A 15,155-nucleotide genomic window follows, 5' to 3' on the forward strand; every position below is an offset into this window, starting at 1 on the left:
CTGCGCCCCATGTTTCCGATCCGCGATCACAACCCGTCGAGTCGCACGCCATACGTCACCTACGGGCTGATCGCGGTGAACGTGCTGGTGTTTCTCAGCTACTGGTCGCTCATGTCCGACCCGCGCTCGCTGCAGCGCTTCTTCTTCGACTGGGCGCTGATCCCGGCGGCGATCTCGCAGGGGGTGCTGCTGCACGGCCTGGTGACCTCGATGTTCCTGCATGGCGGGCTGATGCACCTGGGCGGCAACATGCTGTTCCTGTTCATCTTCGGCGACAACCTGGAGGACGAGCTGGGGCACCTGCGGTTTCTCGGCTTCTACCTCGCCAGCGGCATCGCGGCGGGGCTGGCGCAGTTCCTTGCCGATCCCGGCTCGCTGGTGCCGACGGTGGGCGCCTCGGGCGCCATCGCGGGGGTGATGGGGGGCTATCTGCTGATGTTCCCCCGCGCGCGGGTGGACGTGCTGTTCGTCTTCGTCATCTTTTTCCGCATCTTTCCCCTGCCGGCCTGGATCATGCTCGGGGTGTGGTTCGCCTTCCAGCTGTTCGGCGGGGCCTCGGCGGCCTCGGACGTTGGCGGCGTGGCCTACTGGGCGCATGCGGGGGGCTTTGTCGCGGGACTGGTGCTGATCCTGCCGCTGTGGCTGGCGCGCGGCGGGCCGGCCTTCTGGCAGCGCACCCACGGCCACCCGCCGCATCCCGATGCGCGCTACCGGCGCAGCCCGATCCCGGTGGTCCGGCGGCGGCGCTGAGGGGCGAGGAAGGGCCTTGCAGGGGACGCAAACGCCCCGGCCGCGCGAGCGCGGCGAGGGCGGCTCAGATGAGTATTTTTGCCAAGAAGAAGGGGGTCACGCCCCCCGGATGACCTTGGCGAAGGCGTCGTAGATGGATTCGTTGGCGACCAGAACGTCGCCATGTTCGAGCGGATCGTGGCCCTCGCGGACGGGGCCGACGAGGCCGCCCGCCTCCTTGACGATGATCAGGCCGGCGGCGAGATCCCAGGCGTGCAGCTCGCGTTCCCAGTAGCCGTCGTAGCGGCCCGCGGCGACATAGGCGAGATCGAGCGAGGCCGCGCCCCAGCGCCGCACGCCGGCGCATTGCGGCATCAGCCGGCTGAGGTCGTGCAGCGTGGCCGGCAGGGTCTTCTTGGTGCCGTAGGGCACGCCGGTGGCGAAGACCGCCTCGGTCATGCGGTTACGGCCCGAGACGCGGATGCGGCTTTCGTTCATCCAGGCGCCCGCGCCCTTCTCGGCGAAGAACATCTCGTCCTTGGCCGCATCGAAGACGACGCCGGCCACGATCTCGCCCTTGTGCTCCAGCGCGATCGAGATCGCCCAGTGCGGCAGGCCGTGCAGGAAGTTGGTCGTGCCGTCCAGCGGATCGACGATCCAGCGGCGGGTGGGATCCTTGCCGTCAGCGCCGCCGGTTTCCTCGCCCAGCCAGCCATAGGTGGGGCGCGCGCCCATCAGTTCGTCGCGCAGGATCTTCTCCGCCGCGATATCGGCCTTGGAGACGAAATCCCCCGCCCCCTTCATCGAGACCTGCAGGTTCTCCACCTCGCGGAAATCCTTCACGAGGCTGCGGCCGGCCTTGCGGGCGGCCTTGATCATGATGTTGAGATTTGCGCTGCCGATCATCGGGGGACTCCTTTGTCAGGCCGCGCGTATACGCCGCCGAGGGACTGTTGCCAAGGGGGATGGCCGAATCGCGGGCGAAGCGCGCGCCCCGAGCGGCGAAAGCGGCGCGGCGCGACGGGTGCGAGCTGTGGGACCCGGCCCGGGTCTATATCCCGTCCGGGAGCTTGGCGCGCATCATCTCTTTTCGGTCGATCCTGCGCCCGTCCACGATGAAGGTGCCGTCGCCGACGGCATGGATCATTCTTGTCTCCGCGCGGGAGCCGTCGAAATAGGCGGCAAGGCCATCGAGCACGACGATGTTGTAGGGCTCCAGGATATCGACGACCCGGCATTCGATATTCGCCAGGCACTCCTTTATGAGCGGCGCGCGAACATGCCGGGCCTTCACGGGGGTGAGGCCGAACCGAGCGAACTTGTCCGTGTCCTCTCCAGAACAGGTTCCCACGCCGACGGCGGTGTCGATCAGGTCCGCCGCGGGGATCGAGAGCACGCATTCCCGCGAGGCCCGAAGCGCGGCGTAGGAATGGTTCCAGGGCCCGGTCGCGATGGCGAATCTCGGGGAAAAGTCCAGCACCATGGTCCAGGTGATGGTCATCACGTTGTCTTTTCGCCCGTCATGCGTCGTGACCAGAACAACCGGCCCCGGCTCTATCAGGGTGAACGCCTTGCCGATCCGCAGAGTTTCCATCGCCGCCTCCGTTCCGCACGAGGGGACTATAGCATACCGCATTTCGGGTGGTCGCGGCCTGCCGGGGCATCTCTGCGCACTCCGCCCTTGGCGCCTATTCCCGCTGCAGCTTCACCGGCACCGTGCGGGCGAGGCGGATGAAATGCGCCATGTAGGGTTTCGCTGCATCCTCACTGCGCGTCGCGGCATACATCCGCCGCGTCAGCCCCGCCTCGGTGATCGGGCGGATGGCGTAATCGGGGTTGTCGGCCACGTCGCGCAGCACCCAGTCGGGCAGCACCGCCACGCCCCGGTTGGAGGCCACCAGCATCAGGATCACCGCCGTCAGCTCCACCTGCCTTATCGCCCGCGGCTCAACCCGCGCGGGGGTCAGCAACTCGGTGAAAATGTCGAGCTTGCTGCGCTCCACCGGGTAGGTGAAGAGCATCTGTTCACGGAAATCCTCGGCCTCGACATAGGCTTTCCGCGCCAGCGGGTTCTGCGACGAGGCCACCAGCACCGGCGCGTAGTCGAACAGAGGCGCGAACTGCACGCCGGGGATGTCCTCCGGGTCGGAGGAGATCACCAGGTCCACCGCCTCGCGCGCCAGCGCGGGTAGCGCGTCGAACGACAGGCCGGGGCGGATATCGACATCAACCTCGGGCCAGGCGTGGCGGAACTCCTCCAGCACCGGCAGCAGCCAGTCGTAACAGGCGTGGCATTCCAGCGCGATGTGCAGCCGCCCCGACTTGCCGGAATGCAGCGCGCGGAACTCCTCCTCGGTGGCGGCGATCTCTGGCAGCACCTTTTCGGCGAGCCGCAGCAGGCGCATCCCCGCCGAGGAGAGTTTCAGCGGCTTGGAGCGTCGCACGAACAGCTCCATGCCCACCTGCTCCTCCAGGCCCTTGACCTGGTGGCTCAGCGCGGACTGGGTCATGTGCAGCTGCTCTGCCGCGCGGGCCAGCCCGCCGGCCTCATGGATCGCCTTGATCGTGCGCAGGTGGCGCAGTTCCAGGTGCATATCGTCGCGAATTTCATATTGATCTTGAGAATTATGAATTTGTTTCACAAATGCTCCCGTGCGACAAGAGCCTCAACACATAACCCAGATGGAATCTGCCATGACCGCCCCGCGCGTTTCGTTCGAATTCTTCCCGCCCCAGTCGCTGGAGGCCAGCTTCCGGCTGTGGGAGACCGTTCAGGTGCTGGCGCCGCTCAACCCCGGTTTCGTCTCGGTCACCTATGGCGCGGGCGGCACCACCCGCAAGCTCACCCATGAGGCGGTGGCCACCATCCACAAGAATTACGGGCTGAACGTGGCCGCGCACCTGACCTGCGTGGACGCCACCCGCGACGAGACGATGGAAATCGTGAACGCCTATGCCGAGGCCGGCGTGACCGAGATCGTCGCGCTGCGCGGCGACCCGCCGAAAGGCGCGGGCCGGTTCACGCCCCACCCGCAGGGCTTCGCCAATTCGGTCGAGCTGATCGAGGCGCTGGCCGGGACCGGCAAGTTCAAGATCCGCGTCGGCGCCTACCCCGACCCGCATCCCGAGGCCGCCAGCGCCCAGGCCGACGTGGACTGGCTGAAGCGCAAGATCGACGCCGGAGCCTCCTCGGCCATCACCCAGTTCTTCTTCGAGGCGGAGACCTATTTCCGCTTCCGCGACGCCTGCGAGAAGGCCGGCATCGACGCGCCCATCATCCCCGGCATCCTGCCGATCGAGAACTGGAAAGGCGTGCGCAAGTTCGCCGAACGCTGCGGCGCGCATGTGCCCGCCTGGCTGGACGAGGCCTTTGACGCCGCCAGCCGCGACGGGCGCGAGGAGCTGCTGGCCACGGCGCTGGCCACCGAGCTGTGCACCGATCTGATCGAGGGCGGGGTCGAGGATCTGCATTTCTACACGCTGAACAAGCCGCACCTGACCCGCGACATCTGCCACGCGCTCGGCGTGCAGCCCGCCGGGTCGCTGGAAAAGGTCGCCTGAGCCTTGCCCCCGCGGGCTATCTGCCCGCGCGACACCCGGGAGGCCCCATGACCCGCTTCAAGACCGCCCTCAGCCCCGCTGACCTGCCCTCGCGCGACGAGATGCTGTCGATCTCGGGGCTCGAATTCATGCAGATGATGCTGCGCGGCGAGATCGCCCGCCCGCCGATCTCGGAGGGGCTGAACTACCACCCCCACCTGGTCGAGGAGGGGCGCGTGGTGTTCCGCGGCACGCCGGAGTTCCGCCACACCAACCCGATGGGCACGGTGCATGGCGGCTGGTACGGAACGCTTCTGGACAGCTGCATGGCCTGCGCGGTGATGACCCGCGTGCCGAAAGGCGCCGCCTACACGACGCTGGAATACAAGATCAACATCCTGCGCCCGATCCCGCCCGGAACGGAGATCGAGGCCGACGGCCGCGTCGCCCATGCCGGCCGCTCCACCGGCGTGGCCAGCGGCGAGATCCGCGGTGTCGCGGATGGCCGGCTCTACGCCACCGGCACGACCACCTGCCTGATCCTGCAAATGCGCTGATCCCTTCTTCTTGGGAAAAATACTCATCGCGACCGGCCGACCAGAGGTGCGGCCGCCGGGACGCGCCGAGGCCGTGGGATTTGAGTATTTGCGCCAAGAAGAAGTCAGGACAGTTCGGACAGGCCCAGCCGCAGATGCGCGGCGCGCGGGGCGCCCCGGGCGCTGGGGTGCAGCGCCTCGGAGGGATCCTGCCCGGGGCGGCGGCGGCGACGCAGCAGGAACAGCCTGCCCCAGCCGCGCCACGACCCGACCGAGGGCGCGCCCGCGTCGCAGGGAAAGCGCCCGCGCCAGTCCTCGGGCAGGGGCAGGCCGCAACCTTCGGCCTTTTCCAGCATCCAGACCAGCGGGATATTGGCCAGCGGCCGGGCCGGCTCGAACCCGTCGAGCTGGCCGCCGATATCGCCGTGGCAGCCGCGGAACCACATCTGCTCGACCGCGTCCTCCCGGCCCGGCGGGCAGCGCCAGAGCACCGGCGCGAAGACCGCGCGCGTCTCGTCGAGCGCCAGCGCGTGGTAGCCGTGGCGCACCGTCTGCCCCAGCGCGTGGTTGTGGAAGGCGTGCCGCCGCTCGGCCAGGATCCAGACCAGCGGCAGCCGCAGGCCCAGCGCCTTGACCGTGTCCCAGACCCCGATCATCTCGATCTCGGCGTCGGCGTGGCAATAGGCGCGGGAAAAGGCGCGCGCGGCCGGGCCGTCGCCCTGCGCCTGGTAGTGGCGGTAGGCCTGGCGGACATTACGCACCGTGGCGTGTTCCGCCTTGAGCAGCCCCACGCTTTCGATCACGCCCGCCAGAGAGCGCGCGGCGTAGGCGCCGCGGGAATAACCGATCAGGAAGATCCGGTCGCCGGGATGGTAGCGCGAGGCGAGGTAGCCGTAGGCGCGGCGGATCTGGCGGTTGATGCCGCGGCCCAGCGCCACGTCATGGCCGCGGCGCCAGCCCGGCCACTGGATTCCCGCCTCGTAATAGAGCGAGACCGCGGCGCCGGCCGGCAGTTCGCTCAGCAGCTTGTAGGTGGTGCCGGCATGGGTCTCGCGCCCCGGCGCGAGCGAGGACAGGGTGCCGTCGAGGATGATCACATGACTCAGCGGCTGGCGCCCGCGCAGGGGCGTGTGCGCCTCGGTTCCGCGGCGCGGGCCGCGGAACCAGCGGGTTATGCGGTCAAGCAGCCGCGTCTTCGGCCTCCTGCAGCATCTGCCAGACCCTCAGCGGCGTGAACGGCATGTCGGCTGCGCGCACCCCGCGCGCCCAGAGCGCGTCCTGCACCGCGTTGGCGATGGCGGCCATGCCGCCCACGGTGCCGGCCTCGCCGCAGCCCTTCATGCCCAGCGGGTTGGCGGTGGAGGGGGTGGGTTCGGTGGCGAAGGTCATCATCGGCCAGATATCGGCGCGCGGCATGGCGTAGTCCATGAACGTTGCCGTGAGCAGCTGGCCCTCGTCGTCGTAGCCCACCTGTTCGCACAGCGCCTGGCCGATGGCCTGGGCCACGCCGCCCTGCACCTGGCCCTCGACCAGCGTCGGGTGCATCAGGTTGCCGAAATCATCGACCACGGTGTATTTCGCCACGCTGACCTTGCCGGTCTCCGGGTCGATCTCGACCTCGGCCAGATGCGCCCCATTGGGGTAGGAGCGGCCCGGCAGGGTATAGCGTTCCTGGTGCACCAGCAGATCGTCGCGGCCCGCGGCGCGGGCCATCCCGGCGGCCTCCATCACGGTCGGGCGCTGGTTGGTGCCCTCGGCGCGGAAGGTGCCGTCCTCGAAGCGCAGATCGGCCTCGTCCACGCCCAGCTCGCCGGCGACGAAGGGGGTGAAGGTGGCGATCATCTTCTCGACCGTGGCCAGCGTCGCGCTGCTCTGCACGGTGACCGAGCGCGAGCCGCCGGTGCCGCCGCCCGTGGCGATCAGGTCGCTGTCGCCCTGGATCACGGTGATGGCGTCAAAGGGGATGCCGCTCTGGTCCGACAGGAACTTGGCATAGACGGTTTCGTGCCCCTGCCCGTTCGACTGCGTGCCGACATAGAGGTTCACGCCGCCGTCTTCGCGGAACTCCACCTTGGCGCCCTCGGTCGGGTCGCCGAGGATCGATTCGATGTAATAGCACAGCCCCAGCCCGCGCAGCCTGCCCTGCGCCTCGCTCGCCGCGCGGCGCGCGGGGAAACCGGCCATGTCGGCCAGTTCCTCGGCGCGGCCCAGCACCCGGTGGAAATCCCCCACGTCGTAAAGCTGGTCGGACACCGTCCGGTAGGGAAACGCGTCGCCGGGGATGAAATTGCGCCGCCGCAGCTCCAGCGGGTCGACGCCCAGTTCGCGCGCGGCGCGGTCCATGAGGCGTTCCAGCACATAGATCGCCTCGGGCCGGCCTGCGCCGCGATAGGCGTCCACCTGCGTGGTGTTGGTGAAGATGCCGCGCGTCCGCATGTAGGCGGCCTGGATGGCATAGGGGCCGGTCAGCACCTTGGCGAACAGCTCCGACTGGATCGGCTGGGCATAGCCCGAGTTGTAGGCGCCGAGGTTGGAGATCGTGTCCACCCGGTAGCCGACGATCCTGTAATCGGCGTCGAAGGCCAACTCAGCCTCGCTCACCAGGTCGCGCCCGGCATTGTCCGACAGCATCGCCTCGGTGCGCTCGGACATCCAGTGCACCGGCCGGCCGAGCCGGCGCGCGGCCTCGGCGATGACGAAATATTCCGGGTAGGCCATGCCCTTCATACCGAAGCCGCCGCCGACATCGGGGTTGGTCACGCGCACCTGCTCTGGCGCGAAGCCGAAGGCGCGGCAAAGCTCGCCCTTCATGCCCCAGACCCCCTGCCCGCCGAAGCACAGGTGCAGGCGGCCGTCCTGCCACTCGGCATAGGCGCCGCGCGGCTCAAGCGAGTTCACGATGATGCGGTTGTCGGGGATGCGCAGCTTCACCACATGGGCGGCCTTGGCAAAGCCGGCCGCCGCCGCGGCCTCGTCGCCGAGGCCGAAATCATAGGCCAGGTTGCCGGGCGCCTCGGCGTGGATCGCCGTGCCGCCGGGGGCCAGCGCCAGATGCGGCTCCAGCTCGTCATAGTCGAAGCCGATCAACTCGGCCGCGTCGAGCGCCTGCGCGCGGCTCTCGGCCACGATCAGCGCCACCGCCTCGCCGACGAAGCGCACCCGCCCCTTGGCCAGCAGCGGCCGGACCGGCGCGGCGCCCCGCGTGCCGTCGCGGTTCTCGACCACGGTCGCCTCCATGTCCAGCCGCACGCCCGCGGCCTCCAGATCCCCGGCCGTCAGCACCAGATGCACGCCCGGCGCGGCGCGCGCCGCCTCGAGGTCCAGCGCCGCGATCTCGGCATGGGCCACCGGCGAACGGAAGAAATGGGCGTAGAGCGCCCCCTCGGGCGCGATATCGTCGACATAGCGGCCGTGCCCGGTCAGCAGGCGCACATCCTCGGTTCTCTTTACGGTCTGGCTCTGCCCGAATTTATCCATCATGCTCTCCCCGCGGCTGGCTTTTCCCGCAGGTGACAGTAGCCGTTCAGTTTCCGCTGTCCAGCCCCGCAGACAAGACCGTCACCCGGCGCAACTCGCCATAGCCGTTGAAGCGGGTCGCGGTGGCCGCCGAGTAGGCGCCGAAACCGGAAAAGAGCAGGTAATCGCCCTCCACCATGTCCGCCGGCAGGGCGGGGCGGCCCGGCAGGGTGTCGAGGCTGTCGCAGGTCGGACCGAACACCGCGCGCGGCAGCGCCGCGCCCCGGCGCGGGGTGCCGTCGGGGGCAATCACCGCGACGCGACCGGGCACACCCATCAGCGGCAGTTCGGCCAGCGCGCCGTAGATGCCGTCGTTGAGGAACACGTCCGCGCCGTCGCGGATCGCCTTGACCCGCGCCGCCAGCACCAGCCCCTCGGCCACCAGCGCCCGGCCCGGCTCGCAGACCAGCGCGGGGCCGCGGGCGCCGAAGGCGCGCCGCGTCGCGGCGTGGATCGCCTCGAAGATCGCGCCGAGCGCCGGCGCCGCGCCGCCGCGATGCGCCGGAAACCCGCCGCCGACGTTCAGCCGCACCAGCCGCACCCCGGCCGCCCCGGCGATCCGGGCGGCGGCCTCGATATGGCGCGCCCAAGCGCGCGGCTCGGTGCACTGCGTGCCGGGATGGAAGGTCAGCGCCGGGCGCAGCCCGCGCGCCGTCACCGCCCTCAGCAGCGCCGGCGCCGCGTCCTCGCCCGCCCCGAACTTGGTGCCGAAATCATAGGCGCCGCCCGGCGCGGGCAGCTTGAACCGCACCGCGATCTCGCTGCCCCGGGGCACGCGGCCCGCCAGCTTGCCCAGCTCGCTCAGCGAATCGACCGACCAGGAGGCAACGCCGTGGTCCAGCGCCGCCGCCACCTCCGCCTCCGAGCGCACCGGGTTGTGGTAATGCAGCACCGCGCCGGGCAGCACCGCGCGCACCTGCGCCATCTCGGAGGGCGAGGCAACATCGAAGGTGCCGATCCCCGCCGCCGCCAGGCTTTCCAGCACCTGCGCCTCGGGGTTGGCCTTGACCGCGTAGGTGACCAGCCCGCCGAAGCCGTCGATGAACCCCCGCGCCGTCTCGCGCAGCACCGAGGGCGCGCAGAACAGCACCGGCGCGTCCGGCTGCTCGGCGCGCAGATACTGGCCCGGATCGGCCCAGATGCGCTGTTTCAGTTCCATGTGCTGTTGCTCCCTGTCCCTTGCGTTTTCTGGACAGGATGTCGCCTGGCACAGCCGGATTCATCCGGCACATCGGTTGAAATGACGTCTTTTATCGTTATTATGACGGTAAAAACTGGCATTTTGACCATGGACCCGATCGACCAGCAGATTCTCGCCCTTCTCGCGCAGGACGCGCGCATCTCGGTGGCGCAGCTTGCGCGCCGGCTGGGGCTGGCGCGCTCCACCGTGCAGGCGCGGCTGGAGCGGCTGGAGGGCAGCGGCACCATCGCCGGTTATACCGTCAGGCTCGGCGCCGCGATCAGCGGCGCGCGCATCCGCGCCACGGTGCTGCTGACGGTCGAGCCGCGCGCGCAGCCCGCCGTGCTCAGCCGCCTCAGGGCGCTGCCGGCGGTCGAGGCGGCACATACCACCTCGGGCCGGTTCGACATGCTGCTCCAGGTCGCGGCCGAGACCACCGCGGCGCTCGACGACGTGCTCGACCGGATCGGCGAAATCCCGGGCGTGAAATCCTCGGAAAGCCTGATCCACCTGTCCACGCGGATCGACCGGGCGCTCTGAGGGGTTGGCCTCCCCGCCCCCATTCGCTAGATCACGCTGCAACACTTGCCGAGATGGGGCCCCAAGATGCCGATGGAAAAGACCTTCAACGCCGCCGAGGCCGAAGCGCGCCTCTATGACGCCTGGGAGAAATCCGGCGCCTTCAAGGCCGGCGCCAACGCGTCGCGCGACGAAACCTTCTGCATCATGATCCCGCCGCCGAACGTGACGGGCTCGCTGCACATGGGGCATGCCTTCAACAACACGCTGCAGGACATCCTGGTGCGCTGGCACCGCATGCGCGGCTTCGACACGCTGTGGCAGCCCGGGCAGGACCATGCCGGCATCGCCACCCAGATGGTGGTGGAGCGCGAGCTGGCGAAAAGCCAGCAGCCTTCGCGCCGCGAGATGGGGCGCGAGAAATTCCTTGAAAAGGTCTGGGAATGGAAGGCGCAGTCCGGCGGCACCATCGTCAACCAGCTCAAGCGCCTCGGCGCCTCCTGCGACTGGTCGCGCAACGCCTTCACCATGTCCGGCGCCCCCGGCGCGCCCGAGGGCGAAGAGGGCAATTTCCACGATGCCGTGATCAAGGTCTTCGTGGACCTCTATAACAAGGGCTACATCTACCGCGGCAAGCGGCTGGTGAACTGGGACCCGCATTTCGAGACCGCCATCTCCGACCTCGAGGTCGAGCAGGTCGAGAAAGACGGCAACATGTGGCGCCTGCGCTACCAGCTTGAAGGCGGCGAGACCTACGAGCACCCCGTCGAGTTCGACGAGGACGGCAAGCCGACGGCCTATGAAACCCGCGACTACCTGGTCGTGGCCACCACCCGCCCCGAGACCATGCTGGGCGACACCGGCGTCGCCGTGCACCCCGAGGATCCGCGCTACAAGCACCTGATCGGCAAGACCGTGCGCCTGCCGCTGTCGGGCCGCTCGATCCCGATCGTGGCCGACGACTACGCCGACCCCGAAAAGGGCACGGGGGCCGTGAAGATCACCCCGGCGCATGACTTCAACGACTGGGAGGTGGGCCAACGCGCCGGCCTGCGCGTCATCAACGTGATGAACACCCGCGCCGGAATGTTCCTGAAGGACAACGCCGATTTCGCCGAGGGTTGCCCCGCCGATGACGTCGCCAAATGCATCGAGATGTTCGAGGGCGCCGACCGCTACGAGGCGCGCGACGCCATCATCACCGAGGCGCGCGACAACGGCTGGCTCGATGGCATCGACGCCGACCGCCACATGGTGCCGCACGGCGACCGCTCCAAGGTCGCGATCGAGCCCTACCTGACCGACCAGTGGTTCGTGGACACCTCGAAAATCGTCGAGCCCGCCCTCGACGCCGTGCGCAAGGGCATGGCGGCGCAGGAGGCGGGCACCTTCGACGAAACCGCAGGCTACACCCGCATCCTGCCCGAGCGCGACGCCAAGACCTATTTCCACTGGCTGGAGAATATCGAGCCCTGGTGCATCTCGCGCCAGCTGTGGTGGGGCCACCAGATCCCGGTGTGGTACGGGCCAAAAATTTCGCACACCAAAGACGGCATTCCGCTCGCTGACGGTGTTGAGAAGGTCGCCTTCTGTGCGGCTTCTCAGGCCGAGGCTGTGCAGCAAGCAACCGACTTTTACGAGCATATTCTGGATTGTGATTTCACAGTCCGGGTCGATCCTGCCGCCACACCCGAGGATCGTTTGTTCGAACCACTTGTTGTCTCTTTGAACCATGACGGAAGCCCAAAGACAGCTTCGGTCAATCTGACGCGCGACCCCGACGTGCTCGACACCTGGTTCTCCTCCGGCCTGTGGCCCATCGGCACGCTGGGCTGGCCCGAGCAGACCCCGGAACTGCAGAAATACTTCCCCACCGACGTGCTGATCACCGGCTTCGACATCATCTTCTTCTGGGTCGCCCGGATGATGATGATGCAGCTCGCCGTGGTCGATCACATCCCCTTCCACACCGTCTATGTCCACGCCCTCGTCCGCGACGAGAAGGGCAAGAAGATGTCGAAGTCCTTGGGCAACGTCCTCGACCCGCTGGAGCTGATCGACGAATACGGCGCCGACGCGGTGCGCTTCACCCTCAGCGCCATGGCCGCCATGGGCCGCGACCTGAAGCTTTCGACCGCCCGCATCGCCGGCTACCGCAATTTCGGCACCAAGATCTGGAACGCCGCGCGCTTCGCCGAGATGAACGGGGTCTATGAGCCCGATGTCAGGCCGGTCGCCTCCGCCGCCGAACTGCGGGCCAGCCACACGGTCAACAAGTGGATCATCGGCGAGACCGCCAAGGTGCGCGAAGAGGTGGACGCGGCGCTGTCGGCCTACCGCTTCAACGATGCCGCCAACGCCCTTTACGCCTTCGTCTGGGGCAAGGTCTGCGACTGGTATGTCGAATTCGCCAAGCCGCTGCTGCAGGGGGAGGACGCCGAGGCGCAGACCGAGACCCGCGCCACCATGCGCTGGGTTCTCGACCAGTGCCTGATCCTGCTGCACCCGATCATGCCCTTCGTCACCGAGGAACTGTGGGCGGTGCCGGGCGGCCGCGACAAGATGCTGGTGCACGCCGACTGGCCGACCTATGCCGCAGCCGATCTGGTGGACGTGGCCGCCGACCGCGAGATGAACTGGGTGATCTCCCTGATCGAGGATATCCGCTCCGCCCGGGCCCAGATGCATGTGCCCGCGGGCCTGCATCTGCCCATGTTGCAGCTGGAGCTGGACGAGGCCGGACAGCAGGCCTGGGCGCGCAACGAGACGCTGATCAAGCGGCTGGCGCGGATCGACAGCCTGACGGCGGTCGACAGCCTGCCCAAGGGCTGCATCACCATCGCGGCCGAGGGCGGCACCTTTGCCCTGCCGCTGGCCGATGTCATTGATGTGGCTGAGGAAAAGGCACGTCTGGAAAAGACGATGGGCAAGCTGGCCAAGGAAATCGGCGGGCTGAAAGGGCGCCTCAACAACCCCAAATTCGTGGCCTCCGCCCCCGAGGATGTGGTCGAGGAAGCCCGCGAAAACCTCGCCGCGCGCGAGGAGGAGGCCGAGAAGCTGCAGGCCGCGCTCACCCGTCTGGCCGAGCTGGGCTAGACGCTAACGCTTTCGTCGCAAAGGGTGTATATGAGGGGCGGAAAGGACGCCCCTCATGCCCCGCTGGGACCGGATCGCCGAAAAACGCATGCGCAAGGCCGAGAGGGAGGGCCAGCTCTCCGGCCTCGAAGGCGAGGGCAAACCCCTGCCCCAGCGCCCCGGCGACGCCTTCATCGACGCGGGCGAGGCGCTGGGCGCGCGCATCATGGCCGAGGCCGGCGTCCTGCCCCGCGAGGTGGAACTGAAGAAACGCATGCTGGCCCTGCAAGAGGCCTATGCCGCCGAGACCGACCCGGAAAAGCGCCGCGCGATCATGGCCGAACTCGCCGAGGTGCAGATGCGCCACGAGATGGAGGCCGAGGCAAGGCGCAAGTTCCTGCGCGGCTGACGCCCCGCAGGGCTCAGGCCGCGGGCAGCAGATCCCCGGCGGGCAGGATCTGGGCGTAAATCCCGGAAAGACCGGCCAGAAACGCCGCATGCACCTGCACGGCGGGCACCGCAACACCGCCGAATTCCAGATCGCGCGTGGCGCAGGCATCCTGCGCCAGACGGCAGCGGAAACCCAGATCAGCCGCCGCCCGGGTGGTGGCGTCGATGCACATGTGGGTCATCGCCCCGGCGATCACCAGCGTCTTCACCTCCAGCGCCTGCAGCCGCTCCAGCAGGTCGGTTCCGCGGAAGCTGTTGGGGAAGTTCTTGGTGATCACCGTCTCGCCTTCGGCCGGGGCCAGCAGGGGGTGGATCTCGGCCCCCTCGGTGCCGGGGGCGAAGAAGGGCGCGGGCTCGCGCAGGGTCTCGTGCCGGACGTGGATCACCGGCAGCCCTGCCGCGCGGAACGCGGCCAGCAGCCTGCTTGCCTGCCGCGCGGCCTGATCGGAGCCGCTCAGCGGCATCTTGCCGCCGTCGAAATAGTCGTTCTGCCAATCCACCAAAAGCAGGGCCGTGCGTTCCATGTCATCCTCCGCAAACCATCGTTGCGGCCATATTGACGGGGATCGCCCGCGCGCCCTAGCGTCAGAAATGACAAATAACATGCCGTTTCCGCCAAATGCCCGCTGATCTCGCCCTCGTCCACTATCCCGGCGCCTCGCAGGCCGCGCTTGCCGGCATGACCGAAATGTTCAGCCATTGCGCCCGGATGCAGCGGCGCGAGGGGATGGAGGCGCTGACGCTGGCCACCGTCACCGCCGACACCCTGCCCGCGGCGCGCCTTGACGCGGTGATCCTGCCTCCGGCCTTCGGCAACGACGACTTCCTTTCCCCCGACCCGGCGCTCGTGCGCTGGCTGCGCGGACAGCACGCGGGCGGCGCGCTGATGGCCTCGGCCTGCGCGGGGGCGTTCTATCTGGGCGCGGCGGGGGTGCTGGACGGGCGCCGCGTGACCACCCACTGGGGGCTGGAGGCGCGGCTGCAGCAGCGTTTCCCCAGGGCGAAGGTGAACACCGACCCGATCCTGACCCGCGACGGCCGCATCGTGACGGCGGGCGGGCTGTTGTCCTGGATCGACCTGGCGCTTGAGCTGACGGCGCAGATGTCCTCGCCCCGGCTGATGCGCGAGCTGGGGCGCCATTTCGTCACCGACACCGGACGGCGCGAGCAGCGGCATTACCGCGGCTTCCGCCCGCCCGCCGATCATGGTGACACCGCCATCCTGCGCGTGCAGCGGCGGATCGAGACGGGCTTTGCCCAGGCGCTGACCATACGCGGCCTCGCCGCCGAGGCGGGGCTGTCGGAGCGCAGCCTTCTGCGCCGGTTCCGGGCCGCCACCGGCCTGACCCCGCTGGCCTATCTGCAGCACACGCGCATCCAGGCGGCGCAGCAACGGCTGGAGGGCGGCCCCGACCCGGTGGAGACCATCGCCCATGAGGTGGGCTACGAGGACGCCACCGCGTTTCGCAAGGTGTTCCGGCGGCTCACCGGGCTGACGCCGTCGGACTACCGGCGGCGGCTGCGGCGTTGACATCGCCCGGCCGAGCGGTCAAATACGCGCCGACACCATAACCCGCAACCGGGCGTTCCGTGGGCGCCAAACCGACGAG

The 15,155-nt window shown here is 68.7% G+C and carries 14 protein-coding genes; 7 read left to right on the forward strand and 7 right to left on the reverse strand.

The annotated features are described in order from the left end of the window. Positions 1-9: 9 nt before the first annotated feature. Complete coding sequence (locus tag KCI33_RS06820; protein WP_212524016.1) at positions 10-750, forward strand: rhomboid family intramembrane serine protease; 741 nt, start codon at positions 10-12, stop codon at positions 748-750. Positions 751-846: 96 nt separating this feature from the next. Here KCI33_RS06820 and KCI33_RS06825 read toward each other — a convergent pair whose 3' ends face one another. From KCI33_RS06825 to KCI33_RS06835, 3 genes are all read right to left on the reverse strand, one after another. After that, positions 847-1,635, reverse strand: coding sequence for an inositol monophosphatase family protein (locus tag KCI33_RS06825; protein WP_212524017.1), 789 nt, complete (start codon positions 1,633-1,635; stop codon positions 847-849). Positions 1,636-1,780: 145 nt separating this feature from the next. Then, positions 1,781-2,323: a flavin reductase family protein gene (locus KCI33_RS06830; RefSeq protein ID WP_212524018.1), complete on the reverse strand. Its 543-nt coding sequence runs from the start codon at positions 2,321-2,323 to the stop codon at positions 1,781-1,783. 94 nt (positions 2,324-2,417) lie between these two features. Further along, a complete protein-coding gene (locus KCI33_RS06835; protein ID WP_212524019.1) occupies positions 2,418-3,323 on the reverse strand; it encodes a LysR family transcriptional regulator in 906 nt (301 codons plus the stop codon). A 100-nt stretch (positions 3,324-3,423) separates the two neighbouring features. Here KCI33_RS06835 and metF point away from each other — a divergent pair, with 100 nt between their 5' ends. Beyond that, a complete protein-coding gene (gene metF / locus KCI33_RS06840) occupies positions 3,424-4,290 on the forward strand; it encodes a methylenetetrahydrofolate reductase [NAD(P)H] (RefSeq protein ID WP_212524020.1) in 867 nt (288 codons plus the stop codon). Positions 4,291-4,337: 47 nt separating this feature from the next. Further along, positions 4,338-4,826 carry a PaaI family thioesterase gene (locus KCI33_RS06845; RefSeq protein ID WP_212524021.1) on the forward strand — a complete coding sequence of 163 codons (489 nt, stop codon included), beginning with the start codon at positions 4,338-4,340 and terminating at the stop codon, positions 4,824-4,826. Between the two features lie 104 nt (positions 4,827-4,930). On the opposite strand, the gene KCI33_RS06850 is transcribed toward KCI33_RS06845, so the two are convergent. The 3 genes from KCI33_RS06850 to KCI33_RS06860 are packed head-to-tail and all read right to left on the reverse strand — an operon-like array spanning position 4,931 to position 9,480. Next, positions 4,931-5,980 carry a DUF2235 domain-containing protein gene (locus KCI33_RS06850; protein ID WP_349252188.1) on the reverse strand — a complete coding sequence of 350 codons (1,050 nt, stop codon included), beginning with the start codon at positions 5,978-5,980 and terminating at the stop codon, positions 4,931-4,933. 4 nt (positions 5,981-5,984) lie between these two features. After that, a complete protein-coding gene (locus KCI33_RS06855; protein ID WP_212524022.1) occupies positions 5,985-8,282 on the reverse strand; it encodes a xanthine dehydrogenase family protein molybdopterin-binding subunit in 2,298 nt (765 codons plus the stop codon). Positions 8,283-8,328: 46 nt separating this feature from the next. Next, complete coding sequence (locus tag KCI33_RS06860) at positions 8,329-9,480, reverse strand: type III PLP-dependent enzyme (protein WP_212524023.1); 1,152 nt, start codon at positions 9,478-9,480, stop codon at positions 8,329-8,331. Positions 9,481-9,609: 129 nt separating this feature from the next. Between KCI33_RS06860 and KCI33_RS06865 the strand changes: the two genes are divergently transcribed. The 3 genes from KCI33_RS06865 (at position 9,610) to KCI33_RS06875 (ending at position 13,504) form a co-directional block, all read left to right on the forward strand. Continuing rightward, on the forward strand, positions 9,610-10,041 hold the full coding sequence (locus KCI33_RS06865) for an Lrp/AsnC family transcriptional regulator (protein WP_212524024.1): 432 nt from the start codon (positions 9,610-9,612) through the stop codon (positions 10,039-10,041). A gap of 66 nt (positions 10,042-10,107) precedes the next feature. Then, positions 10,108-13,116 (forward strand): valine--tRNA ligase, encoded by a 3,009-nt coding sequence (locus KCI33_RS06870; protein WP_212524025.1) that lies wholly within the window; start codon positions 10,108-10,110, stop codon positions 13,114-13,116. Between the two features lie 55 nt (positions 13,117-13,171). Continuing rightward, positions 13,172-13,504 (forward strand): DUF1992 domain-containing protein, encoded by a 333-nt coding sequence (locus KCI33_RS06875; RefSeq protein ID WP_212524026.1) that lies wholly within the window; start codon positions 13,172-13,174, stop codon positions 13,502-13,504. Between the two features lie 13 nt (positions 13,505-13,517). Here KCI33_RS06875 and KCI33_RS06880 read toward each other — a convergent pair whose 3' ends face one another. Then, positions 13,518-14,069, reverse strand: a complete 552-nt coding sequence (locus KCI33_RS06880; protein WP_212524027.1) for a cysteine hydrolase family protein — start codon at positions 14,067-14,069, stop codon at positions 13,518-13,520. 95 nt (positions 14,070-14,164) lie between these two features. On the opposite strand from KCI33_RS06880, the gene KCI33_RS06885 reads away from it, so the two are divergent. Next, entirely contained in the window at positions 14,165-15,076 is a 912-nt protein-coding gene (locus tag KCI33_RS06885) for a helix-turn-helix domain-containing protein (RefSeq protein WP_212524028.1), read from the forward strand. Positions 15,077-15,155 lie beyond the last annotated feature (79 nt).

Origin of the sequence: Actibacterium sp. MT2.3-13A (genome assembly GCF_018139985.1) — a bacterium.
Lineage (GTDB): Bacteria > Pseudomonadota > Alphaproteobacteria > Rhodobacterales > Rhodobacteraceae > JAGSOU01.

What these genes read in the sequence shown, in the direction of transcription:
- KCI33_RS06845 (WP_212524021.1), top strand. Translation starts at nt 4,338, where the DNA reads ATGACCCGCTTCAAGACCGCCCTCAGCCCCGCTGACCTGCCCTCGCGC.
- KCI33_RS06825 (WP_212524017.1), bottom strand. Translation starts at nt 1,635, where the DNA reads ATGATCGGCAGCGCAAATCTCAACATCATGATCAAGGCCGCCCGCAAG.
- KCI33_RS06855 (WP_212524022.1), bottom strand. Translation starts at nt 8,282, where the DNA reads ATGGATAAATTCGGGCAGAGCCAGACCGTAAAGAGAACCGAGGATGTG.
- metF (WP_212524020.1), top strand. Translation starts at nt 3,424, where the DNA reads ATGACCGCCCCGCGCGTTTCGTTCGAATTCTTCCCGCCCCAGTCGCTG.
- KCI33_RS06870 (WP_212524025.1), top strand. Translation starts at nt 10,108, where the DNA reads ATGCCGATGGAAAAGACCTTCAACGCCGCCGAGGCCGAAGCGCGCCTC.
- KCI33_RS06885 (WP_212524028.1), top strand. Translation starts at nt 14,165, where the DNA reads ATGCCCGCTGATCTCGCCCTCGTCCACTATCCCGGCGCCTCGCAGGCC.
- KCI33_RS06830 (WP_212524018.1), bottom strand. Translation starts at nt 2,323, where the DNA reads ATGGAAACTCTGCGGATCGGCAAGGCGTTCACCCTGATAGAGCCGGGG.
- KCI33_RS06875 (WP_212524026.1), top strand. Translation starts at nt 13,172, where the DNA reads ATGCCCCGCTGGGACCGGATCGCCGAAAAACGCATGCGCAAGGCCGAG.
- KCI33_RS06865 (WP_212524024.1), top strand. Translation starts at nt 9,610, where the DNA reads ATGGACCCGATCGACCAGCAGATTCTCGCCCTTCTCGCGCAGGACGCG.
- KCI33_RS06820 (WP_212524016.1), top strand. Translation starts at nt 10, where the DNA reads ATGTTTCCGATCCGCGATCACAACCCGTCGAGTCGCACGCCATACGTC.
- KCI33_RS06880 (WP_212524027.1), bottom strand. Translation starts at nt 14,069, where the DNA reads ATGGAACGCACGGCCCTGCTTTTGGTGGATTGGCAGAACGACTATTTC.
- KCI33_RS06835 (WP_212524019.1), bottom strand. Translation starts at nt 3,323, where the DNA reads ATGCACCTGGAACTGCGCCACCTGCGCACGATCAAGGCGATCCATGAG.
- KCI33_RS06860 (WP_212524023.1), bottom strand. Translation starts at nt 9,480, where the DNA reads ATGGAACTGAAACAGCGCATCTGGGCCGATCCGGGCCAGTATCTGCGC.